The sequence below is a fragment of the Dyadobacter sp. 676 genome (genome assembly GCF_040448675.1).
Classification (GTDB): domain Bacteria; phylum Bacteroidota; class Bacteroidia; order Cytophagales; family Spirosomataceae; genus Dyadobacter.
The window spans coordinates 376,037-399,574 of record NZ_CP159289.1 but is presented as its reverse complement, the minus strand read 5'-3'; the positions used below and the strand labels follow the sequence as shown (position 1 = coordinate 399,574).

Annotated in this window: 16 protein-coding genes and 1 pseudogene; 9 read left to right on the top strand and 8 right to left on the bottom strand. The window is 53.3% G+C overall.

Annotation, left to right across the window (positions count from 1 at the left end; all coding sequences use genetic code 11):
* Nucleotides 1-118 precede the first annotated feature (118 nt).
* Nucleotides 119-1,303, top strand: coding sequence for a putative sensor domain DACNV-containing protein (locus ABV298_RS01920; RefSeq protein ID WP_353720517.1), 1,185 nt, complete (start codon nucleotides 119-121; stop codon nucleotides 1,301-1,303).
* Here ABV298_RS01920 and dinB read toward each other — a convergent pair.
* On the bottom strand, nucleotides 1,298-2,416 hold the full coding sequence (gene dinB / locus ABV298_RS01915) for a DNA polymerase IV (RefSeq protein WP_353720516.1): 1,119 nt from the start codon (nucleotides 2,414-2,416) through the stop codon (nucleotides 1,298-1,300). The genes ABV298_RS01920 and dinB overlap by 6 nt on opposite strands.
* Before the next feature lie 266 nt (nucleotides 2,417-2,682).
* Between dinB and ABV298_RS01910 the strand changes: the two genes are divergently transcribed.
* Nucleotides 2,683-4,725, top strand: a complete 2,043-nt coding sequence (locus ABV298_RS01910) for a M43 family zinc metalloprotease (protein ID WP_353720515.1) — start codon at nucleotides 2,683-2,685, stop codon at nucleotides 4,723-4,725.
* Between the two features lie 208 nt (nucleotides 4,726-4,933).
* Here ABV298_RS01910 and ABV298_RS01905 read toward each other — a convergent pair whose 3' ends face one another.
* Nucleotides 4,934-5,329, bottom strand: a complete 396-nt coding sequence (locus tag ABV298_RS01905; RefSeq protein WP_353720514.1) for a hypothetical protein — start codon at nucleotides 5,327-5,329, stop codon at nucleotides 4,934-4,936.
* 375 nt (nucleotides 5,330-5,704) lie between these two features.
* Between ABV298_RS01905 and ABV298_RS01900 the strand changes: the two genes are divergently transcribed.
* The 4 genes from ABV298_RS01900 to ABV298_RS01885 all read left to right on the top strand — a co-directional run bounded on the left by ABV298_RS01900 (nucleotide 5,705) and on the right by ABV298_RS01885 (nucleotide 12,626).
* Nucleotides 5,705-9,289: a TonB-dependent receptor gene (locus ABV298_RS01900; RefSeq protein WP_353720513.1), complete on the top strand. Its 3,585-nt coding sequence runs from the start codon at nucleotides 5,705-5,707 to the stop codon at nucleotides 9,287-9,289.
* Nucleotides 9,290-9,663: 374 nt separating this feature from the next.
* Nucleotides 9,664-10,902: a RagB/SusD family nutrient uptake outer membrane protein gene (locus ABV298_RS01895; RefSeq protein WP_353720512.1), complete on the top strand. Its 1,239-nt coding sequence runs from the start codon at nucleotides 9,664-9,666 to the stop codon at nucleotides 10,900-10,902.
* Nucleotides 10,903-10,951: 49 nt separating this feature from the next.
* Nucleotides 10,952-11,710, top strand: coding sequence for a 5'-nucleotidase (locus ABV298_RS01890; RefSeq protein WP_353720511.1), 759 nt, complete (start codon nucleotides 10,952-10,954; stop codon nucleotides 11,708-11,710).
* Nucleotides 11,685-12,626 (top strand): metallophosphoesterase, encoded by a 942-nt coding sequence (locus ABV298_RS01885; RefSeq protein WP_353720510.1) that lies wholly within the window; start codon nucleotides 11,685-11,687, stop codon nucleotides 12,624-12,626. The genes ABV298_RS01890 and ABV298_RS01885 overlap by 26 nt, the downstream gene beginning before the upstream one ends.
* A gap of 172 nt (nucleotides 12,627-12,798) precedes the next feature.
* Here ABV298_RS01885 and ABV298_RS01880 read toward each other — a convergent pair whose 3' ends face one another.
* The 4 genes from ABV298_RS01880 to ABV298_RS01865 are packed head-to-tail and all read right to left on the bottom strand — an operon-like array spanning nucleotide 12,799 to nucleotide 16,538.
* Nucleotides 12,799-14,412 (bottom strand): Na+/H+ antiporter, encoded by a 1,614-nt coding sequence (locus ABV298_RS01880; RefSeq protein WP_353720509.1) that lies wholly within the window; start codon nucleotides 14,410-14,412, stop codon nucleotides 12,799-12,801.
* Nucleotides 14,413-14,433: 21 nt separating this feature from the next.
* Nucleotides 14,434-15,759, bottom strand: a complete 1,326-nt coding sequence (locus tag ABV298_RS01875) for a cytochrome P450 (RefSeq protein ID WP_353720508.1) — start codon at nucleotides 15,757-15,759, stop codon at nucleotides 14,434-14,436.
* Nucleotides 15,760-15,786: 27 nt separating this feature from the next.
* Nucleotides 15,787-16,062, bottom strand: a complete 276-nt coding sequence (locus ABV298_RS01870) for a hypothetical protein (protein WP_353720507.1) — start codon at nucleotides 16,060-16,062, stop codon at nucleotides 15,787-15,789.
* A complete protein-coding gene (locus ABV298_RS01865) occupies nucleotides 16,059-16,538 on the bottom strand; it encodes a DNA starvation/stationary phase protection protein (protein ID WP_353720506.1) in 480 nt (159 codons plus the stop codon). Before ABV298_RS01865 ends, ABV298_RS01870 begins: the two co-directional genes overlap by 4 nt.
* 235 nt (nucleotides 16,539-16,773) lie before the next feature.
* On the opposite strand from ABV298_RS01865, the gene ABV298_RS01860 reads away from it, so the two are divergent.
* From ABV298_RS01860 to ABV298_RS01850, 3 genes are all read left to right on the top strand, one after another.
* Nucleotides 16,774-17,427: a lipid-binding SYLF domain-containing protein gene (locus ABV298_RS01860; protein ID WP_353720505.1), complete on the top strand. Its 654-nt coding sequence runs from the start codon at nucleotides 16,774-16,776 to the stop codon at nucleotides 17,425-17,427.
* An 8-nt stretch (nucleotides 17,428-17,435) separates the two neighbouring features.
* On the top strand, nucleotides 17,436-17,633 hold the full coding sequence (locus ABV298_RS01855; RefSeq protein ID WP_353720504.1) for a KTSC domain-containing protein: 198 nt from the start codon (nucleotides 17,436-17,438) through the stop codon (nucleotides 17,631-17,633).
* Between the two features lie 224 nt (nucleotides 17,634-17,857).
* Nucleotides 17,858-20,404, top strand: coding sequence for a TonB-dependent receptor (locus ABV298_RS01850; protein WP_353720503.1), 2,547 nt, complete (start codon nucleotides 17,858-17,860; stop codon nucleotides 20,402-20,404).
* 67 nt (nucleotides 20,405-20,471) lie between these two features.
* On the opposite strand, the pseudogene ABV298_RS01845 reads toward ABV298_RS01850, so the two are convergent.
* A pseudogene (locus tag ABV298_RS01845) lies at nucleotides 20,472-22,185 on the bottom strand (GMC family oxidoreductase).
* A 96-nt stretch (nucleotides 22,186-22,281) separates the two neighbouring features.
* A complete protein-coding gene (locus ABV298_RS01840) occupies nucleotides 22,282-23,460 on the bottom strand; it encodes an alpha/beta hydrolase-fold protein (RefSeq protein WP_353720502.1) in 1,179 nt (392 codons plus the stop codon).
* Nucleotides 23,461-23,538: the final 78 nt, after the last annotated feature.

Below are 23,538 nucleotides of genomic sequence, written 5' to 3'. Positions count from 1 at the left end.
GATGCCCCGGCGCGTTGAATGGTTGGAAACGGGCGGTACAAACAGTAAAAAAACAGACGGCGGTCACCAAAACCAACTTTTTGAAAGAAGTCGTTGTTCACAAGAAAACCGCCAAGAAATGATTACGAATCCCGATATATTCCCGATTGAAACAGGCGATACCGTACCTGTTACCACATATAAAGCAGCCAGGTCGGTGGCGCCGTTGGTGGCCGGCCATTTCAGGCGGCATCACGAGGCGGTCTCCAAGTATTACGAGCAGGAATTGGCTCCCCGTCCCGACGCCAGGATCATCGAAACCATTATCGACACGACCTTTTGGGCGAGCCTGCGCCGGGAGGAGGGCCGATCGCCCAAGGTTTCCATTGCATACCTGCCGCCCGAAGCCGCCGAGCACCCGCTAATCTTCGCCGAAAAACTGGCACTGACAGCCAACACGCTGACCAAGCTCGCGCCGGCTGTCGAGCGCTCGGGTATACACCTGGGTGTGTGGCTGGAAGACGGGGAGCTGCGCATTTGGGGCACTACACGCGTGATTCCGGGCCTGTGTTTCGTGCTGGAAGTGATCGAGCCGGGAATGCTGGTGGTAAAGCACCGCCGCGTGGAAGGTTTCGGCAAATTCGTGAATGTAGCCGTGCTGAAAGGCGATCAGGTGAAGATTGTGAATGAAGAAAGCCGCAAGGTGAAGGATTGCCCTTCGCTGATCAACTCGCTGATGGGTTTTTCATCCACCACCTTGTGGAGCGATTATCCCAACCTGCTCGTGCAGCTCGCGGCCTCGATGCGCAGCCACGAACGCGGCGGGATACTCCTCGTGGTACCAAAAGGCAAAGACCGCTGGCGGGAATCGATTATCCACCCGATTACCTACGATGTGCAGCCGCCGTTCTCGGAACTGGCCGACCTGCACCGTAAATATGTGGAAGACCCCAACCCGATTACCTGGCAAAACCAGTTCAGTTCGGCAGTGGCCAATATGGCCGGATTGACGGCCGTGGATGGCGCTACCATTATCAACGACCGTTATGAATTGCTCGCATTCGGCGCAAAGATCGGCCGCGCGCCGTCGGGAAAGCCGGTGGAAGAAATTTTGATCACGGAGCCGGTCATTGGAAACGCGGCGATGGTGGTGCACCCCGTGCAAAACGGCGGGACAAGGCATTTGTCGGCGGCGCAGTTTGTCCACGACCAGCGCGACTCCATCGCCCTGGTAGCTTCGCAGGACGGCCGTTTTACGATATTTTCCTGGTCGAAATGCGAGAATATCGTGCAGGCGCACCGGGTGGATGCATTGCTTCTATAACCCGAACGGGAACAGTTCGAGTTGCTCGGGGTCTTTGTATTTGCGGGATTTGACTTCCGGTTCGTGAAAATTCGATAAAGAAATGCCGAGCAGCCGCACGGGTTTCCCGCGTAAATCGAGCTTTTCGAGCAATTGCTTCGCAGTGTCGGTAATGGTATCGAGGTCACTTACGGGATGAGGGAACGAATGTGCCCGTGTGATCTGGGTAAAATCGCTGAATTTGACTTTCAGCGTGACCGTCCGGCCTTTCAGTTGATTCCTTTTGAGCCGGTTAACCACCGTGACCCCGATGCGGTCGAGCTCTTTGAACATCTCGTCGAGCGTATCGAGGTCGTAGGTAAATGTGTCCTCCGCCCCGAGCGACTTCGTTTCGCGGTGGGTTTGCACCTCCCGCTCGTCGATGCCGCGCACGATCCTGTAAAAGAAATGGCCTGTTTTTCCAAACAGGTTAACAAGCTCGTCTTCCGACAGTTTTTTCAGATCAGCTCCCGTAAACAGTTGCATTCCTTTCATTTTATCGGCCGTCACTTTGCCTACGCCGTGAAATTTTTCGACCGGGAGCTGGTCCATAAAACGCTCTATCCGGGAGGGGCCTATGAATGTCAGTCCGTCCGGTTTGTTAATGTCCGAAGCGATTTTCGCCACAAACTTGTTAACGGATACCCCGGCGGACGCCGTCAGGTTCAGTTCCTCCCTGATCGATTGCTTGATCCGCCTGGCGATTTCCATCGCCGACCCGATGCCCATTTTGTCTTCGGTGACATCCAGATATGCTTCGTCCAGCGAAAGCGGCTCGATCAGGTCGGTGTAGCGGGAAAATATCTCGCGAATGCTTCTGGAAACAGCTTTGTAAACATCAAACCTCGGATGGACGAAGATGATCTGGGGGCAGAGCTGGACAGCCTGCCGGGAAGGCATTGCCGAACGCACTCCGAATTTACGGGCCTCGTAACTAGCCGTAGCCACCACGCCGCGACCGGTGGGAGAGCCGCCTACGGCAATAGGCTTGCCACGGTATTCGGGGAAATCGCGCTGCTCCACCGATGCGTAGAATGCATCCATGTCGATATGGATGATCTTGCGAATGGGTTTGGTATGGGGCGTCTCCTGCATGAAAAAAATGATTTTCCCGCTCATTGCGGCTCCTGCCTGTTAAAAACAAATTAAATAACATTGCATTCGCATCATAAGGCACTTTTTTTCGTAGTAGGTGAATAAATCCGCTTCCGGTCTGTAATTAGCGGTCAAATCCATTTACTCAGTTCCTCAGGAAACGTTCGATGCGACATATTATACTATTCGTCAGATTCTTTTCTGTCATTTTATTCATAGTAACCGGTGGCTTCGCGCCCGCTTATGCACAGGACCGTTGTGCATCGATGGAGTTGCTCCACAAAAGGTTTACGGATCAGCCGTCGTTGAAGCTCATGTTCGACCAGCGCGAGTTGCGGTTGAAACAGATTATCAGGGAGAGGGTCGCTTCTGGAAAAACGCTTCGGACAACGGGCCCCGTAACCATTCCTGTGGTATTCCATGTGGTGCTGAACCGCCAATCGATGGTGACGGATGCACAGATCATGGCCCAGCTCGATACGATCAATAAGGACTACGCCGGTACGAATGCCGGTGCGGAAAAGATACCTGCACATTTTCGGTCCTTGTTTGGGCAAACGGGCATTCAGTTCTGTCTGGCGCAACGCACACCCGATGACGCGCCTTCGACGGGAATCGTCCGCTATAACACTACCCGCAATTCGTTCGACTATACCACCAACCAGGTCAAGCATGCCGAATCGGGCGGGGCAGATGCCTGGGACACCGATAAATACCTGAATATCTGGATCTGTGACCTTTCGGGCAGTACGCTGGGTTATGCCACATTTCCCGACGACGGCGTAAAAGACGAGCAAGGTGTAGCGGTGGATTATGCTTCGCTGCCAGGCGGTAGTGTGGCCGGTTTCAATCAGGGCAAAACACTGACGCACGAGTTGGGGCATTATTTTAACCTTTACCATATCTGGGGCGATGACAACGGCGCCTGCACGGGAACCGACGAAGTGGACGATACGCCCAACCAGAGCAACAGTACCACAACCTGCCAGAGCGGCATCGTCACCGACCGTTGTACGACTGTCGCGCCGGGCATTATGTATCAGAATTACATGGATTACACGCCGGATGCCTGCCTGCTTATGTTTACCAAAATGCAGGTGGCCAGAATGGAAGCTGCATTCAATACCTACCGTGCGCTATTGGCCAATTCCAACGGCTGCGTGCCGGTCGATGTGAAGAAAGAGGACGCTTCCCTGAAAGCGATCCGCCGGCCCGCGCAGCGTATTTGCTCGAATTCGGTTACCCCGCAGGTCACGCTGGCTAACCGGGGCAGCGAAACGCTGACGTCCGTCACCATCCACGCGGTGATCGATAACGGAACCGTGCAGGATTACAAATGGACCGGCTCGCTTGCAACTTATGAGGAAGCAACCGTAACATTGCCGGTTCTCACAACTGACGAAGGCAACCATGTCCTGAGCATTTATACATCCCATCCCAACGGCGCGGCCGACGAGGATACTTCCAACGATGCGCTGAGCCTCGATTTCATTTACTACGAACCTTTTGCCGCACCGGTGCGCGAGGGTTTCGAAGGCCTCTTCCCGCCGCAGGGCTGGGACATCGTCAATGAAGACGGCGGTTCGACCTGGGAGAAAACGACTTCCGCGGCGAAAACGGGTAGCGCATCCGTCAAAATCGGTAATTTCGGTAATCAGGTGGTGGGGCAGCGCGACTACCTGCGTTCGCCTACGGTGAATATCGCCGGTGTCGATTCCGCCTTCGTGTCGTTCCAGGTGGCGGCGGCGACCTATACCAATACCTCGGCGCAGGGTAATGTGTGGGATACATTGCAGGTGCTTATTAGTACAGATTGCGGACAGACTTACACAAGTGTCTACAAAAAATGGGGATCGAGCCTCATTACCCGCAGCGCCGCGACGCGCACGGCGTTCACACCCGGCGTAAACGAATGGCGGCGTGAAGAGATCAATATCGGAAGCTTCATCGGGCAGGGTGAAATACTCGTCGCATTCCTGAACACGAATGGCAATGAGAACGACATCTATCTCGACGATATCAATATCAGGACCGTCACCGTGAATCCTAATCTGAAAGAAGCCGGCTTCCTCGTCACGCCGAATCCGACGAACGGCCAGGTGTCCGTTCAGTTCTATCCGCATCCGGAGCAATTGGAATCGGTTTCTATTTACAATGTGACAGGACAAAAAGTAGCGGAAACCGTGATTACCGGCGAGGTAGCCTCGAACGTCTACAACTTCGACCTGACCAGATTCCCGGCCGGCCTGTACATCGTAAAAGCCGAGTTCAGCGACCGCGTGCTGACGAAGAAAATTGTGAAGAACTAATGAGAGCGGCCTAATTTTGAATGAGTGAATGAGTGAATAAGCCGGCGTGGAACAAGGAATTGGATGAGTGAATGAAAAAAGTCAGGTATGGTCAAATGTTGTTTTGTTCAATCCTTCTATGTCATGACTTCTCCCGACTTTCATGACTAAATATTCATTCACTCATTCAATCATTCAATCATTCAATCATTCAATCATTCAAATTCCCCTAGTATATCCTCTTAACCACCACCTTGCTGTTGGTTTGTGAGATGGCGAAGTCTCTGGCGTTTTCGTTGGGAGGGGCGATGAAGATCTGTTTTTTCTTTTTGCCGTCGGTATTCACCCAGTTGGCCGAGTAAATCTCGGGGAGCTGGCCGGTGTAAATCGGATGATGTTCGGAATACATAAAAACTTCTTCCTGCTCATAAGCCATTTCGAGGTCGCTTCCCTCTATGACGTCGCAGATGATCTTCAACCCGCCTGCCTCATCTTCCACTAACCCTTTGATCCTGGCTTTACCGTAAAAAGGGTCCTCCTCAAATTCCCAACGGATATAGTATTCGATTACGTTTCCGATCTGAGACTCAATGTAGTCGGCAGTTAGCAGTTGTTCCTGGCGCATGGTCGAAGTTGGTTTATGACACTCCTTTAAACTTGGCAAAATTCAAACCCGCCCCCGATGGGCGTTTTGACAAATGTAATCGTAAGCATGATGTTTCCAAAAATAATAGGACGCGATTGACGGATATTTGAAAAATTACGATCAAGCTGGCATTCGGCCTTTCCGGTCGGTTGCCGACGGGCTGGCGCGCGTGGTGAATCATATATCAATAACGGTTAGTTGTGTAAATGTAATTCGCCTCCTTGTTGTAGAACAAAGTAAGGGTTTCAACTACTTTTTAGCTATCGGGCAGGCAAAGCGGTATGGTTTTTGTCTGAGTCTGGCAAAAAACAATTTTTTCCGGGACACGGTCCCGTCACTTAGCCAAGGAATGATATGAGAAAAACTCAACGAGTCAGTGAGCCCGTACCCTGTTCGGTCCCGCTCATTTTCCTGAGGATCGGTTTCTTTCTGCTGCTGTTTTCAGGTCCGATATCGCGAAGTACCGCACAGCAGGTCGGGCCGGATTCAACCCGAAAGACCAGGCCGGACACAACAACCCGCCCGGCACCGAAAACCGACCCGGCACCCGCCAAACCGGCGACCGACACCCTCCCGAAACCTCAAAATACCACCGATTCTGCTTCCAAATCCTCCTCTTCGCCTTTGGTGAAACCCACGCAGAACTTCGATCCGCTGATCAAACCAGCTCCTCAAAAAGATTCTTTGAACAATACAGGCAATGCAACCGGCAATTCTGCCGCCGGGCAACCCGCCAAACCGGATAGCACAACCGCTACCCCTGCACAAACGGGCAATGCGAATGCAGCCCAGCCCGCTCAGAATGCAGCCCAGACGGCGGATTCGGCTGCCGCGCAAAAACCTGCACCCGGCGGTACTACGGATGCCGGTCCCGACGCCCGTACTATCAAGGGTGTGGTGAGAGATGAAAAGGGCGCGGGAATGCCCGGTGTGGCGGTTTTGGTGAAGGGGACTCAGATACAGGCCATTACAGAGCCGGACGGGTCGTTTCAGATGAAAGTGCCCGCGAAAGGAGGTATTCTCGTGTACAGTTTTGTGGGGTTCACGACCAAGGAAGTGCCCATCACCGGCATGACGAACTATGATACCCAGCTCGTCCCCGAGGCCAAGGCTTTGAAAGAAGTGGTGGTGGTAGGTTATGGCGCGCAAAGCAAGCGCGACCTCGCCAGCTCTACTTCCAGGGTAGCCGCACAGGAATATAAATCGGCCGTCATCAACACGATCGACCAGGCCATTCAGGGCCGTGCAACAGGGGTGCAGGTGGTGGAGAGCTCGGGTGAGCCGGGTGCCGCGGCCGTGGTGCGGATCCGTGGTAACAACTCTTTGAGCGGCAACAATGAACCGCTCTATGTAATCGACGGCTTTCCGATGCCGCCTTACCGCGAGGCGGGCACCAACTTCTATGGCTCGTATACGCAGAATGGCCTGTACGGCATCAACCCGAACGACATCGAAAGTATGGAAATCCTCAAAGACGCCTCCGCAACGGCCATTTACGGGTCACGGGGGGCCAACGGGGTAATCCTGATTACGACCAAGTCGGGGAGAAGGGGGGAAGGCCGGGTGGAGCTGGTCAACAAGACGTCCTTCGGCCGCGTCGCGAACCCGATCAGGATGATGAACTCCCGCCAGTACGCGGAGGTAATCAATGAAAGTTTCCGGGTTACTGACCGCAATCCGCCATTCGAAAACCTCGACAGCACGATGACCAACACCGACTGGGTCGACGCTATCACCCAGCCGAGTTTCCGGCAGGATATTACGCTGAGCCTGTCGGGAGGAAGCCCGAAATCGTCATACTATATTTCCGGTAATTATCTGAAAGACAAGGGAACGATCATCAATTCGGACAATGACAGGGCGAGCCTGCGGGTGAATGTCAATAACGAGATCAACAATTGGTATACGGTCAAGGGCCAGCTTTCCTTTACCCGCCAGAAAACCAACCGGGCCGTCACCGCCTCACGCGCATGGCCGAGCTCGGGCGGGCTCATGGACGGCCTGCGTGCGGCGCCTACGCTCGCGATCGACTATCTGGGCAACAACAGCCTCGGTATCCCGAACTATCAGGGCTATTATTTTTCCAATCCTTACAACGAGCTGACGGCCAAGACGGACCTCACCCAGAGCGATTACTCTATTCTCAATATCGAAAACTATTTCAAGATCGCTAATGGTCTGCAACTTGTGGTAAGCCTCGCCGGAAACCAGAACCTCACGCGGCGGAAGGTGTTCCTGCCGCCATCGACAGCCGAAGGAAACCAGGTTAAGGGAAAAGGCAGCAACAACACGGCCAATACATATAGCTATAACTTCAATTCCTATCTGCAATACGAAAAGACCTTCCGGAAGAACCATTACCTCAATACGACCCTGGGTGTGGAATATAACGACCAGACTGTTGAATTCCTCAACACCAACTCGTCGGGATTCGATGTGCCGTTTTTCGGGGTTGACAACATTGGCAGCGCGCAGTCGCAGGTAATCGGTTCGTTCAAGGAAAAGCGCATCCTGCAATCGGGCTTCCTGCGAGCGAATTACACATTCAAAGGCCGGTATGTCCTGAATGCATCGGTCCGCGCGGACGGAGCGTCGGCATTTGCCGCGAATAAAAAGTACGGGATCTTCCCGGCTGTCGCGCTGGCGTGGAACCTCGACCAGGAAGAGTTTATGAAAGGTGTGACCTTCGTGACCAACACGAAATTCCGCGCTTCCTACGGCGAAACGGGCAGCCAGGCGATTGCCCCTTATTCGTCGCTCTCGCTTTATAGTGCGGGTTTCTACGAAATGGGCCCCGGCGGCGACGGCGCGGTGATCAATACCGGTGTATTCCCGAATACGATCGCCAACCCGAACCTCTCGTGGGAGCGCACGAAGCAGTTCAATGTAGGAGTGGATTTCAACGCCGTGAAGGACCGCATCGTGTTGAGTTTCGATTATTATAACAAAGTCACTTCCGACCTTCTGCAACCGCGCAAGGTGCCTACGCAGTCGGGTGTGAGTACGATCATCGATAATTACGGCACGATGCGCAACCGGGGGATCGAAGTGAGTATCCAGGGAAATATTGTGCAGAAAAAGAATGTGGTCTACTCGACGCGCCTGAACGTTTCGAGAAACGTCAACACACTTGTCGACCTCGGCGACCGCACCCAGCCGGATTATGTGAATATCAACGGTAACCTTCTTGGCGGCGTATCGGGCATTCTGATCCCGGGCCAGGAAGTGGGCCAGTTCTTCGGCTACCGGGTCGATGGCCTGAGCCAGAAAACGGACTTCGACGCCAATGGTAACCCCATATTTCCGACTTTCGAAGGCCCGCGCCCGCCCGGCTCTAAGGGAACTCCGCTTTACGGTGCCTGGAAATACTCTGATGTCAACGGCGACGGTATCATTACAGCCGACGACAGGGTGGTGCTGGGCAAATCCACACCGGATTTTACATTTGGATGGAGCCATGACATTACCTGGAAGAATTTCTCCGTCAATGCGCTGTTCACCGGGTCTGTCGGAAACGATGTGTTGAACCTCACGCGGTTCTACATTACCAACGGTGTCGTGGATTATGGCGGCGTAGGGTTTAACCAGTCGGAGGAGTGGTACCGCAACCGCTACACGGAGGCCAATCCGCATAACAACCCGAAATATCCGGGTGTGCAGCGGGGTATCGCTTCGGGTGATATCAATTCGGTCATGGTCGAGGACGGCAGCTTCGCACGCTTGAAAATGCTCACGGTTTCCTACACATTCCCGAAACTGGGCCCGATCCAGAACCCGCGGCTGTTTGTGACGGGTACCAACCTTTGGACCTGGACCAAATATTCCGGCTTCGATCCCGAGGTGAGCTCCTACGGGCAGTCGTTGCTGCAACAGGGCATCGATTACGGCGCCTATCCTGCGCAACGCTCTTATACCATCGGGTTCTCCTGCAACTTCTAGTGTCTGACCAATGCATTTCAACATGAAAATACATATCAAGTTATCCGTAATGCTGCTGGCGGTGCTGGCGGTTACTTCCTGCAAGGATAATCTCGAAGAATCGCCGTACTCGTCGCTGGGCAAGGATGTGGCTTTCAAGGACGAGGATGGGCTGAACCAGGCGACGATCGGCGTTTACCAGGCCTGGACAACGACCGATCACGCCGATATTTACAACCGCTTCATTCTCACCGAGTCGGGGCATCGCTACGCGACGGCGGGCATTCTCGGCTCGGGTGCCGACCCGTACTATCGTTTCGGGCATACCTCGGTTTCGGGGGGCATTCGAATCGGTTTGGACGCGGTTTTACAAGATCATTTACCGTGCGAATACCGTGATTGCCAATGCCACGATGGCCGTTCCGGGCGAGGAGGAGGAGGCGGACCCTTACATCGCCGAAGCGCGGGTGTTGCGGGCGTATGCCTATTTCAACCTTGTGCGGCTGTTTGGCGACGTGCCTTTGATATTGAACGAAATTAAATCATTCGAAGACAAGGACCTGATATTCGCGCCCCGTGCGACGGCGGCCGAAGTTTATGACGCCATCCTGGCCGACCTCGCATTTGCCGAAACCATTCTGCCCGATTCGCGGGGCGGGGCCGAACTCGGGCGGGTATCTGCGGGGACAGTGAAAGCATTAATGGGCAAAGTGTATCTTACCATGGCCGGCAAGCCACTGAACAAAACGGAAAACTACCAGAAGGCGGTCGAGAAACTAAGCGAACTGGTGGGGGCGGCGAACGAGGAAAAGTACGATATGGAACTGCTGCCGAATTTCGCCGACGTTTTTGCACTGGCCAATGAACGGAACCGCGAAATCGTCCTGTCGTTCGGTTACTTTGTGAATCCCTCGAACCAGAACGGCAATATATTGCCGTTCCACCTGTTCCCTTCCGGGCTGGTAAACGGCGATGAGCAGACCAACTACGGTTTAACTTACGATTTCTATAAACTGTTCGAAAAAAACGACACCCGTCGCGATTTTACACTCGTGTCGAGATATGCCTTCACAGGCAGCCCGCGTGCAGGTGCGGAACCCGGCGACAGCATTATTTACGACGCGCCCACCGGCCATTACCTGATACAGCGCACGAAAGCGCCGTTTGCCCATGACGACTTCAAATATGGTATCGCATTCGGAAAACTTGCACGCGAGGCACGTCCGGCAGGCGCACCAGTGCAGGGTTATAGTGCCGACCTGATCGAGCTGCGGTTCTCGGACGTGCTGCTGATGCTCGCAGAGGCGCTGGTCGAGACAGGTAAACCGGCCGAAGCATTGCCGCTGCTCAATCGTGTGCGGGCCCGCGCGAAGGCGACGCCTTCCAGGGCTGCCGGAGTACCGGCCCTGCGTGCGGCCATCCGTACCGAGCGAAGGCTCGAACTAAGCGGGGAATTCAATACCGTATTCGATATCCGGCGCTGGGGTACGTTACAGGAAGAGATCGCCGCCATGTCCGAAGACCAGATCGTCGACAATGTGCTGATCCCCTACACGCCGCGGCTGGAACTTTACCCTATCCCTCAATCGCAGATTGACGCGAACCCGAATCTGCGGCAGAATGATGGCTGGTAGCGGGAATTCCGGAGTTTCGGATGTAATTTTAGGCCTCTGAAATTACAATATGAAAACTTCTGTCAGACGGGTTTACGTTGCGGTATTGCTTGCCAGCCTGGGCTTGCCGGCGTCTTGCCGAAAGCATCTCGTCATTACCAAAAGCGAATACAAACAATACGGCATCGACCGGCAGGTCGGTGCCGATTCTGCTATTATCCGCTACTATCAGCCTTACAAGGACAAAATGCAGAAAGAAATGGACCGGGTCGTGGGGCAGACGGAAGCGGCGCTTACAAAACCGCCCGAGCCGGAAACCCTGATGGGTAACTTCTTCGCCGACGCGATTCTCCGGGAGGGTTTGAAGAAGGACCCCGCCATTCAATTCGCGCTTGCCACGAAAGGCGGCTTACGTACGACGTTCCCGAAGGGGAATATCACCGTTTCGCATGTTTACGAACTCATGCCATTCGAAAACGAGCTGGTTGTGCTGAAACTGTCGGGCGGGGATGTTCGGCAGGTCGTTGATTTTATTGCAAGAAAAGGCGGCGAACCGGTGGCCGGCATACGCATGAAAATCAGGGACGGGAGGGCTTACGATGTAACGATCGGCGGGCAGCCCTTTGACAGCACCCAAACCTACCATGTTCTCACTTACGACTATCTCGCCGACGGTGGCGACGAGCTCGAATGCCTGCGCCACCCGCTCGAACGCAGGGAAATCAACCAGCGCGTGAGAGAGGCGTTGTTTGAATATATCGGCGATCTGACGCGCCAGGGCAAAAAAATAACCGCTCGACTCGATGGAAGGATTATTTCAGATAAATAGGAGGGAATTCCTCAAAAAAGGTGGCATGGCCGCTGCCGCATTGGGCCTGGGGCCGGTTTCGGCATTCGCGAAACGCGATCCGGCGGTGCAGCTTACCATTTTGCACACCAACGACGTCCACAGCCGCATCGACCCGTTCCCTATGGATGGCTCGCGGAATCAGGGCATGGGCGGCGTGGCGAGACGGGCGGCGCTGATCAAAAAAATCCGTGCGGAACAGCCGAATGTCCTTTTACTCGACGCGGGGGATATTTTCCAGGGGACGCCCTATTTCAACCTTTACGGCGGCGAGCTGGAATTTACAATCATGAGCCAGATGGGTTACGATGCCGCCACCATGGGCAATCATGACTTTGACAATAGCATTGCCGGTTTCGTAAAGCAGCTTCCACATGCCGACTTCCCGTTTCTGGTAAGCAATTATGATTTCAGTAATACCGAACTGAAAGGGAAAACGCAGCCCTACAAAGTATTTAAAAAAGGAGGGATTAAAATCGGTGTGTTCGGAGTTTGTATAGAGCTGGAAGGGTTGGTCAATAAAAAGAATTACCTTGAAACCGTTTATCTGGACCCCATCCCGAAAGCCAATGAAATAGCTTCGTTGCTCAAAAACGAGTTGCATTGCGACCTGGTGGTTTGCCTTTCGCATTTGGGTTACAAATACAAGGAAAACAAAGTTTCGGACCAGATCCTGGCCAAATCGACGCGCAATATCGACCTCATTATAGGCGGCCATACGCATACGTTCATGAAAGAACCGGAAAGCGTTATGAACCTCGACGGCAAGGTTACGACCATCAACCAGGTCGGTTTTGCAGGCATTAACCTCGGACGACTGGATTATTTCTTCGACCGGGAACGAGGGGACAGGAAAATGGTGGCGGCGGTGCTGCCGGTAGGTGGAATGGGGGGATGAGTGGATTTTGAATGAGTGAATTTTGAATGAGCGAATGAGTGAATAAATTTTGAAACCTTATGATTGAATTGCGATAGGAGAGGATAGCCGAAGGTCACTTGTGCTCACACCTGACCAGACCTGACAATACTAACCCGAGTTGACCATTCCTCATTCCCATTCAATCATTCACTCATTCAATATGCAAAAACTGCTGCCTCACCTTCTCCTCTTCCAGATCGAGCTGGGCCAGGTGCTGGCGGATGATTTCTTCTTCGTAAGTCTCTTTCTTGTTGAACTGGTGCAGGATGTGGCGCTTGTATTCGAGGAGCTCTTTGGTGATTTCCTGATAGCGGCCGATATAAGCGTGGCCTGCCTCGCCGACATCCGAATCGCGCACGTGGTCGAGGAAGCCGATGTCGCTTTCCAGCTTGAATTTCAGGCTTTGTAACAACTCGTTATTCTCCACTTCCTTCGCATATTTGGCATTGATAAGATCCAGCGACGCTTTGGCGAGTTTTCGTCGGATAATGACGTCCTGCTCCTGCGCCGGAACCGAGTAATCCCTTTCTTCCACTTTCATCAGCCGTACCACCATCGGAAGGGTTAGTCCCTGGAAAACGAGCGTTACCAGTATGACGACGAACGTAATAAACAGGATCATATTCCGCTGGGGGAATGGCTGCCCGTTGTCGAGCAGCAGTGGAATAGAGAGCGCCGAGGCAAGGGAAACCACCCCGCGCATGCCTGCCCAGCCGAAAATCAGGGGCATGCGGATGCCCGGGCTGTTGTCGGCGGTGGTGATGAAACGGCTAATAAATACGGTGAATACAGAAGAGCCGAGCGTACTGACAAGGCGCGTCAGTATCACAACCACCGAGACGATCAGTCCATATTTGATCGCTTCGCCCAGCGATGCTTCACCGAACCCCTGGATGATCACCGGAAGTTCGAGCCCGATGAGCATGAACACGATACCATTCAGTACAAATCCCACCGTCGACCATACGTTAATTCCCTGTATCCGGCTCAGATGGCTCAGAATGCTGTGCTGGTTCCTGGAGAGGAACAGCCCGCCCGAAACGACGGCAATCACGCCCGAGAAATGGAATTCTTCCGCTGTAATATACATGGCGTACGGTGCCACGAACGTAAGAATCGTGTCGATGCTCGGCGTTGTAGGCAACCACCGGTGAATGGCGTAAAAAATAAGCGCGATGCCGATGCCAACGGCAAATCCCATGACGATCACCAGGAAAAAGCTGCCGACAGCCTCGGAAAGTACGAACCTTCCCGACGCGACTGCTACCAATGCGAACCGGAAGACGATCAGCGACGAAGCGTCGTTCAGCAGGCTTTCGCCTTCTGCGATGGTAATGAGGCGTTTAGGGACTTTTACGTTCTGCAAAATAGAGGTGGTAGCAACGGCGTCGGGCGGGGAAATGATACCGCCGAGCAGGAAACCCAGCGCCAACGTAAAACCCGGAATAAGCGCTTCTGATACGTAGGCGATAACGCAGGAGGTGAATATGACGATGATGAAAGCGAATGAACCGATGACCCGCCGCCATTTCCAGAAATCTTTCCAGGACGTTTGCCATGCAGCCTCGTAAAGCAGCGGCGGGAGAAAAATGAGAAAGATCAGTTGCGGGTCGATCGTGACGGCAGGCAGGCCGGGAACCAGGCTCAGCGCCAGCCCGCCGAGTACGAGTACGATCGGGTAAGCAATTTTAATCCGCTGCGCGAGCATCACCAGGAACATGATGATCATCACCAGCGAAAGGTACAGGATAATGGATTCGTGCATAAAGTTTGTTCGGTATTGGCTTTACAGGAGTCGTAATTTAATGCCGTTGGTAGATTTTAAAACAATTTGCGGGTGCATACCGACACTGTAACCCTGTTCGCGTACGAAGTCGAAGCGCTTCACCAATGCCGCCAGCAACAGTTGCATTTCCATCAATGCAAACTGCTGCCCGATACAGATTCTCGGCCCGGCGCCAAACGGCAGATAGTTGAACTTAGCCCGGTTCCTGACGGCCTCGGCCTGGAAGTTTCCGGGGTTGAACGTCGCGGGATTATCCCAGAGGTCCGGATTACGGTGCAGTTCGAATATCGACATAAACACCGAGCTGCCCCTGGGAATATCGTAGCCTTCAATCTCCTGGTCGACGGTGCTCTCACGCGTCATCGTCCACGCGGGCGGGTACAGGCGCAAGCCTTCCTCTACTACCTGCCGGGTATAAGGCATTTGCATAAGCTGCTCAAAACCGGGTACGGTTTCAAAAATCCGGCTTTCCTGCCGGATGTGCGCCACGATCTCCGGCTGGGTCGAAAGCTCCCATAGCAACCAGCTCAGGCCGGTCGCCGATGTTTCATGTCCCGCGGCGAACATGGTAATCGCCTCGTCGCGAATCTGTTCATCGTTCATTTGCTCGCCGGTTTCCTCGTCCCGGCTGTCGAGCAGGAGTTGGAGCAGGTCGTTGGGCTTTTCGCCGGAGAGGCGCCGTTTGCGGATAAAGTCGTAAACGAGGCTGTTGAAATAGGCCAGATCGGATTTGAAACGGCGGTCTTCTCCGTTAATGGCCATAATCGGCCGGCGATAGGGCTTGCGGACGCGCGTTACGAGGTAAGTTTGCGTGCGGTTTACTTGCCTGTAAATCTGCTCCTTATCTTCGGTATTCATATTTCCGAAAAGCGTTTTCAATGCAATATCGGAGGTGATACCCATCATTTTGGCGTCCACATCGATGGCGTTTTTGCCGCGAAATGCTTCCAGTTCGTCGAGAAATGCGGCGGTGAGCCCGCCCATTGTCACGAAAAGTTCCTGTAACCGCTCGCGGTGAAACGCCGGCTGCACGAGCCTTCTTTGTCTCAACCAGAAATCGCCATCGCTGATCACCAGCCCGTTGCCCAGCACAGGTCGCAGCATTTTGACTGAATTACCTTTTTTGAAATTCTTATGATGCAGTTGCAATACATGCCGGAAAAACGCCGGATCACGCGTGACGATGAATTCCCTGAACAGCCGGATCCTGAAAGTATGGCCGCATTCATCGAAGCCCTGCCGGAGGAAACGCAGCGGGTTGCGGGCAAACCGGATGGCAGAAAACAGGGGAACAGGGCCGATTTTGAACTCGGGAACGGGACGCATACGACAGTGTTAACGGAATCGATGCAATTAAACCATTCCAAAATAAATAGGAATGAAAAACAGTATAAAAAATGTGTTGGCCGGAGAGCGGCCCTGTTTATAGCTATTCCGATTGCAAAACAATTGACGGTTCCGCAGGCGCCGCGTGTTCACGGCAGGCGGCACCTGCGAAGCCTGCGTGTTCTTCGACACCACATTCGCTACAAGCAGGAAGCCCCGCGGCGCCGCAACGCCATTTGAAGGCACAGAAAAGCCGCGCTTTGTTCCAAAACGCGGCAGCAGGTGTGCATAGGTTTCATTCATTTTTTTCCCGCGAATGACCGCAGCATCCACGTATTCTTTTCCTTGAACTGCATAAAACGGTTCACCATGTCGTTGGTACCGTCGTCGCCGGCCTCTTCGGTAGCTTCCAGTAGCCCCCGTTCGAGATTGATCAGCTTGGCGAAGTCGTCGAGGATGGCATCCACCATGTCCAGGTCTTTCATGCCGATCGTGTTGATCTCCTTGATTTCCGATTCGTTGATATAGTCGGCGAAACGGCTGTGCGGCGGCTTGCCCAGGGTAAGTACACGTTCGGCGATTTCGTCGATCGTTTCCTGCGCGTTGGTGTACAATTCCTCGAATTTCGCGTGCAGGGTAAAAAAGTTTTGACCCTTGATGTTCCAGTGGCAGCCTCTCAGTTTTTGGTAATGAATGTGATAGTTTGCGAGGTAGTCGTTCAGCAGGTCCACAACGGGTTTTACGTCGGTTTCGCTTAGACTGATTGCTTTGGCATCCATAATGATTCGGTTGGGGGTTGACATTATTTCATGTAAAACCGTCATCAAAATCATACCAAAGAATCAGAAATGGAAGAATGCGGCGTTAAAAGTTGCGGATCGTGCCGAAGAGCTGTCCGGGTACACGTTGTAATAGCGGGAATGCCGCTTCCCGGTGCCGGCGGGCACGATCATTGAAGTAATTTTTTTACCTGTTAATCCCAATTATCCTATGTTCCTCGACAAGTTAAAAACAATGAAAGTACAGGCCATCCTCTTACTCGGACTGGCATTTTCGGTCCCTTCTTTGGCACAGAATAAAGAAGAAGATAAAATAAACGCGGCCACCGCAGTGCTCAGCGACTTCAATGGAATCCAGATTCCGGCGCAACTGGTGCAGGCTTCCAGGGGTATCATCATTATTCCCCGCATGATCAACGGCGGACTAATCGTCGGCGGCAAGCACGGCAGAGGCCTGGCGATGATAAAGAGAGAAGACGGCAAATGGAGCGACCCCGTCTTCGTGACGATTACCGGCGGGAGCGTCGGGGCGCAGATTGGCGTGCAGGCCGTGGACCTGGTGTTGCTCTTCAAAAGTGAAAAATCGCTGATGAATATCGAAAAAGGGGATTACACCCTTGGAGGCGACCTTTCCGTGGCTGCGGGCCCGGTCAGCAAAAGCGCCTCCGCCACCACCGATTACAAACTTGAAGCCGAGGTATATTCCTATTCGCGTGCCAAGGGGCTGTTCGCAGGCGTGACTGTCAATGGAGCCATACTCGACGTCGACGTGCGCGCCAATACCGGGCTGTACGGCAGCAAGGCCACGGTTCAATCCATTTTTACAGAATCCAACATCTCATCCAGGGCCGTGGACGACCTCCGCAAGGCATTGGATGAGTTTAACTAATTTCCGTTATGCCATCCTCGGTCGTTGCAAAGATGATCTATGACGAAGAAAAGCAGACATTGCGGATCGTGTATGTCTCGGGGATGGTATACGACTACAAAAACGTCCCCTGGGAAGTGTTCCAGGCCATGAAAGCCTCGGGCTCCAAGGGTACGTTTCTGAACAAGCATATCAAGGGGAATTTTGAATTTGAGAAGGTTGAGTGATTGAAGAAGTGAATAGTCAGGTATTGTCAAGAGTTGTCCGATATTGTTTTAAACGATAATAACTATTCCTGACTACCAATGACTACAATTAACTATCAATCATTCAATCATACTCTCCAATCCGGCTTTACAAAAAATGAGCGCATCGGTACATTGGGCCTGACCCAGTTTTTCTTTTACTTTGCGATATTTCCATACGGATATAACGATCACTATCGCACTGCATGAAGTACCTGCTTACTACGCTGATTATTACATTTTCAATCGTTTGTCAGGCTCAAACCCAGCCCGATACCCTCAAAGCGCATGCGCTCGATGAAGTGGTGGTGACGGCCTCGCGGGTGATGGAGCGTATTCTCGTGTCGCCCGTCAGCGTGCAGAAGGTGGGCGCGAAAGCGGCCGCGTTATCACCCGCATTGTCTTTTTTCGATGCATTGGAAAATGTGCAGGGCGTGCATATGATCACACCTTCGATGAGTTTTAAAGTGCTGAATGCGAGAGGGTTTTCCAATACAACGAATGTCCGTTTCGCTCAACTGACCGACGGAATGGACGTACAATCGCCGCATATCGGCGGGGCGATAGGTAACTCTCTCGGTCCCACGGACCTGGATATCGCGAGTATCGAAATATTGCCGGGCACGGCGTCGGCCCTGTATGGAATGAATACCGTGAACGGACTAGCCAATTTTTTTACCAAAAATCCATTCAATTCCCAGGGTTTCTCGATCCAGCAGAAAACGGCCGTCAATCACGTCAATGACAAACACAGCAATGTAAAGTTGTTTACCGAAACTACGCTTCGGTTCGCAAAAGTCGTCGCTCCGAAATTTGCATTCAAAGTAAACGGCGCATTCACAAAAGGCTACGACTGGATTGCCTTCGACCAAACGGAACTCAACGCCAACGCGAACAGCAGCACCGGTTTGCTGGGCGCAGACAATCCGGCGAGCGATCCCGTGAACAGCTACGGCAACGAAAGCTCCAACCGCAAAACCATAACGCTTGGAGGCAAACGCTATGTCGTCAGCCGCACCGGGTATCAGGAGTCGGAAGTCGTGGATTATCGTTTGCAGAATGTCAAAGGCGATGTGGGGCTGTATTATAAAGTCGCGCCCGGCGCAGTGCTGACTTACACCTATCATTTTGGGCTAATGGACAATGTGTACCAGCGTGCGAATCGTTTCCGCCTCCGGAATTACCTGGTACAACAGCACGGCGTGCAATACCAGTCGGCGTCGGTGCAGGCCAGATTGTACATCAATTCCGAAAATACGGGCCGCTCGTACAACCTGCGATCGATGGCCGAGAACATTGACCGTAGCTACAAATCGGATAACGACTGGTACGCCGATTTTGCGCGAGGCTTTAATTCCGCGACCGCCGGCGGCGCGAATGTGGCCGATGCAATGCGTCAGGCGCGTATAGCGGCCGACGCCGGACGTTTCCTGCCTGGCACAGACCGTCTCAATGAACAATTACGGAAATTACAGGATATCAATAACTGGGACGTCGGCGCCGCATTGCGCGTGAAAGCGGATTTTGTGCACGCCGAAGTACAGGTGAGTCTGACGGAGAGATACCTCAAAGCCTGGAAAGACAAATATGAATTGGACATCCTGGTCGGCGCGGACCATCGCACGTACGTGATCGTGCCGGACGGCAATTATTTCGTCAATCCGGAACCGGGAAAGGACGGCAAGAATATTGCTTATGACAGGACAGGGGGTTATGTGTCTGTTAATAAGGACTTTTTTGAGAAAAAACTCAGGCTCGGCACCGTGTTGCGGGCAGATAAGAATGATTATTTCAAAACCACATTCACTCCGCGGATAGCTGCCGTTTACAGTCCCGTGCATGACCATAACATACGCGTTTCGTTCCAGACGGGTTATCGCTTCCCGAGTATTTTTGAAGCGTTCAGCAACGTCAACAGCGGAGGCGTGAAGCGGGTGGGAGGGCTGCCGGTGATGTCGCAGGGTATCTTTGAGCAGGCATGGCTTGCCAATTCGATCGCCGGTTTCCAGCAGGCGGTCCTGAACGATATTAATCAGAATGGTCTTAGCCAGGACACCGCTATTGAAAAAAACAAAGGGTTGCTTAAAAAGAACCCCTATACCTACGTAAAGCCCGAATACACGCGCACGTGGGAGGCGGGCTACAAAGGCCTGTTTTTCAGTCGTGCGTTGTTCGTGAATGCGGATCTGTATTTCAACCGTTACAGCAATTTTATTGCGCAGGCGAATATGAATGTGCCACTATCGGCTGACCCGGAGGCTATTCCCAGCGACCTTTATGACAAAGCCAGGCAGGCCCAGTACCGGATGTACACCAACTCGCGTTCGGTGATCAACAACTACGGTTTCAGCGCGGGTTTGAATTGTCAATGGGAGAAAAAGTGGATATTCGGGGCCAATGCCACATTCGCCCGGTTGAAAAACACCGAAAACCGGGACGGGCTCGAAGACGGGTTCAACACGCCCGAATGGATGTGGAACTGCTCAGTTTCCCGCACCAACCTGCTCGGCCATCTCGACGCCACCATTTCATACAAATGGCAATCGGACTACTTTTCGCAAACATTCCTCGTTACCGGCAACGTACCGTCATACAGCAGCTTCGACGCCCAGGTTGCCTGCCGCATACCGGCGCTCAAAAGCCGGATCAAAGCAGGAGCGAGCAATCTGCTCAACAAGTACTACGTCTCGTTCCTGGGCGGCCCGTCCGTCGGCGGGATGTATTATTTGATGTTGGCGTTTAATGTTGAATGAGTGAATGCGTGAATGACCGAATAATGCTCCATTCACTCATTCACTCATTCAATCATTCAAAATTAAATCATATGCTCCCTTTCCGCATTTCCGCCACGGCATAGTCCGTCGCGCGGGCGGTTAGTGCCATGTAGGTTAGCGACGGGTTTTGTGTTGCGGTGGAAGTCATGCAGGCGCCGTCCGTGACGAACACATTAGGTACGTGGTGCATCTGGTTCCATTTGTTGAGCAGCGAGGTTTTCGGGTCCTTGCCCATCCGGACGCCCCCCCATTTCATGATTTTCGCTGCCGGGATTGCGGTGGGTGTCGGAGGTTTTGATGTTTTTGAAACCGGCTTTGTCCAGCATTTCGCTGAGTTCGGTGTAAAAGTCCTTCACCATCTTCATATCATTGTCGTCGAACGACACGTTCATGCGCAGCTGCGGAATGCCCCATTCGTCTTTAAGGCTATCGTGCAGGGTCACATAATTGGTTTCTTTGGTAAGTACTTCGCCCATCATTTGTGCGCCAAGCGACCAGCCGCTGGTATCGGGACCTAAAAGGCTCTCTTTCAGCGACTCGCCGAGGCCTGTGTTCGGGTTACCGGCTTTGGAGGCGGTAAAAGATGTGGCGTATCCCCGAAGGAAATCGGTTTCCTGCTTGAATACGTTGCGGAAACGCGGAATATAGGCCCCGTTTGGCCGCCGGCCGTCGGTAGTGCGGTCGTGGTAGCCGTCAAAATCGGCGGTCACGCGGCCGCGGTAGTTGTGAAAGCCGATGAATTTGCCCAGCATACCGCTGTCGTTACCCAGGCCATTCGGGAAGCGGCCGGACCTGGAATTGAGCAAAATAAGGTTGGAGTTAATCGCCGAGGCATTGATGAATATGATTCTGGCGTAAAACTCTGTCATTTCTTTCGTCTGCGCGTCTACGACACGAACGCCCGTCGCCCTTTTTTTCTCTTCGTCGTAAATTACCGAATGTACTACCGAATGCGGCCTTAACGTCAGGTTCCCCGTCTTTTCGGCCCAGGGCAAGGTCGCTGCATTGGTACTGAAATACCCTCCGAACGGACATCCACGCTGGCACATATTGCGATGCTGGCATTTAGCGCGCCCCTGTTGCGTGTGAATGGGCTGTGGATCGGTAATATGCGCGGCACGGCCAATGATCACAGGGCGCGTGCCTTTGTAATTCTTGGCCGTCTGATCGCTGAAATGCTTTTCGACACAACTCATTTCATGTGGTGGCAGGAACTCGCCGTCGGGAAGTTGCGGCAGGCCGTCCTTATTGCCCGAAATACCCGCGAATTTCTCCACATAGCTGTACCACGGGGCAATATCCTTGTAACGGATCGGCCAGTCGGTTGCGAAACCGTCGCGTGCCGGCCCCTCAAAATCGTAATCCGACCAGCGCTGTGTTTGCCGTGCCCACAGCAGCGACCGGCCGCCTACCTGATAACCGCGCATCCAGCTAAACGGCTGGTCCTGCACATACGGGTGTTCGTAGTCCTTCACCACGAAGTGCATCGCATCCTCCCGGAAAATATAATGCTTGCTTGCCATAGGGCTTGCCTCCCGAACGGCGAGCGGCGGCAGCCCGCGGTGCTCGAATTCCCAGGGCATCATATTCGTGGTAGGGTAGTCGACAATATGCTTCACGTCGCGCCCGCGTTCGAGGACGAGGGTTTTCAATCCCTTTTCCGTCAATTCCTTGGCCGCCCAGCCACCACTAATGCCCGTACCTACGACGATAGCGTCGAAAGTATGTGCCTTTACCGCGTCGATATTGAAATAGGTCATGATGGGGATTTAATGATTGAATGATTGAATGAGTGAATGAGTGAATATTTTGGGTGACAGCCACAGCAACGACAGTATGAATGTTCACCCATTCACTCATTTAAATAATCCAGGAAGCAACTTCCCGTGTAGCAGCAGCCGCCATGTGCCCCAGTCGTGTGCGCCGTCGCCGCCGATGAAGTAATCGTGTTTAACGCCGATTCTCTCCAGCGCGGCATGCGTGGCGGCGGATCTTTTTCCTACAAAGTCCTGCTCGCCGGTGCCCAGCCCTATGAGCAGGTAATCCACCTTTTCCCTGGTTTTGGGATCATCGAAGAATGCGGGGTTCAGTTTTTCCGGTTCCAGGTCGCCCGCGCTTAGTATCCCGAACGAGCTGAACAGGTCGATCGCATTGAAGCCCACGGCCTGGGTATGGCGCCCACCCATGGAAAGTCCCGCAATGGCCCGGCCTTTACGGTCTTTTACCGTGCTGTAATGCGCGTCCACAAACGGCACGATCTGGTTCCGTAGCTCTTCTTCGAACAGTTTATAGGTTTTTTGCAAATGGTCGGGATCGTTGCGGTGTATTACCTGGTTATTAGGCATGGCGATAATCATCGGCACCATTTTCCCTTCGGCCAACAGGTTGTCGGCGATGAAATTGGCCCGGCCGTCGACGGTCCATCCCGAAGCCAGCTCCCCGCTGCCGCCCAGCAGGTACAGCACGGGGTATTTCTTTTCAGGATCGTAACCAGGTGGCGTGTAAACGAACATCTCCCGTTCGCCATTCAGCACCTTCGAATGGTAAATGTGCCTTGTAATGCTGCCGTGGGGCACATTTTGCGCATCGTAGTAGGCGGGCTTGCTATCGTGTACCACCACGTTGCTGTATCCCGGCTGGTTCGAAGCGCCCGTGAGCGTATTGTTAGGGTCGGCCACGGCCACGCCGTCGATCAGGAGGCGGTACACATATATGTCCGGCTTTACGGGACCGACGGTGAGCGTCCATAGGCCCTCGCTATTTTTCGTGAACGGGATATTGTTTTTGCTCTTCAATGCGAGCAATATCGGCCCGCCCGTGAGCTCGACTTTCTGTGCGTCAGGGGCCTTGACGCGGAACGTAATCGTATGGTCGTCCTTCACTTCCGGCGAGATGACATTCCCGCCGTAAGGCACGAGTTGCCCGGTATTTCTCTGCGGCGCCCAGTCGAGGTTGACGTTCGCCTGCTGGGCTGCCGAAAGCAGCGGCGCGGCAAGGAACGAAGTGATGAGCAGGTATTTATTAAAGGGTTTCATGAGGATATCCGTTTCGGGAAGAAAGACGAGGAAACGGGCAGGATACCTATCAATGCATGCCAAATAAATGCGCGGGAA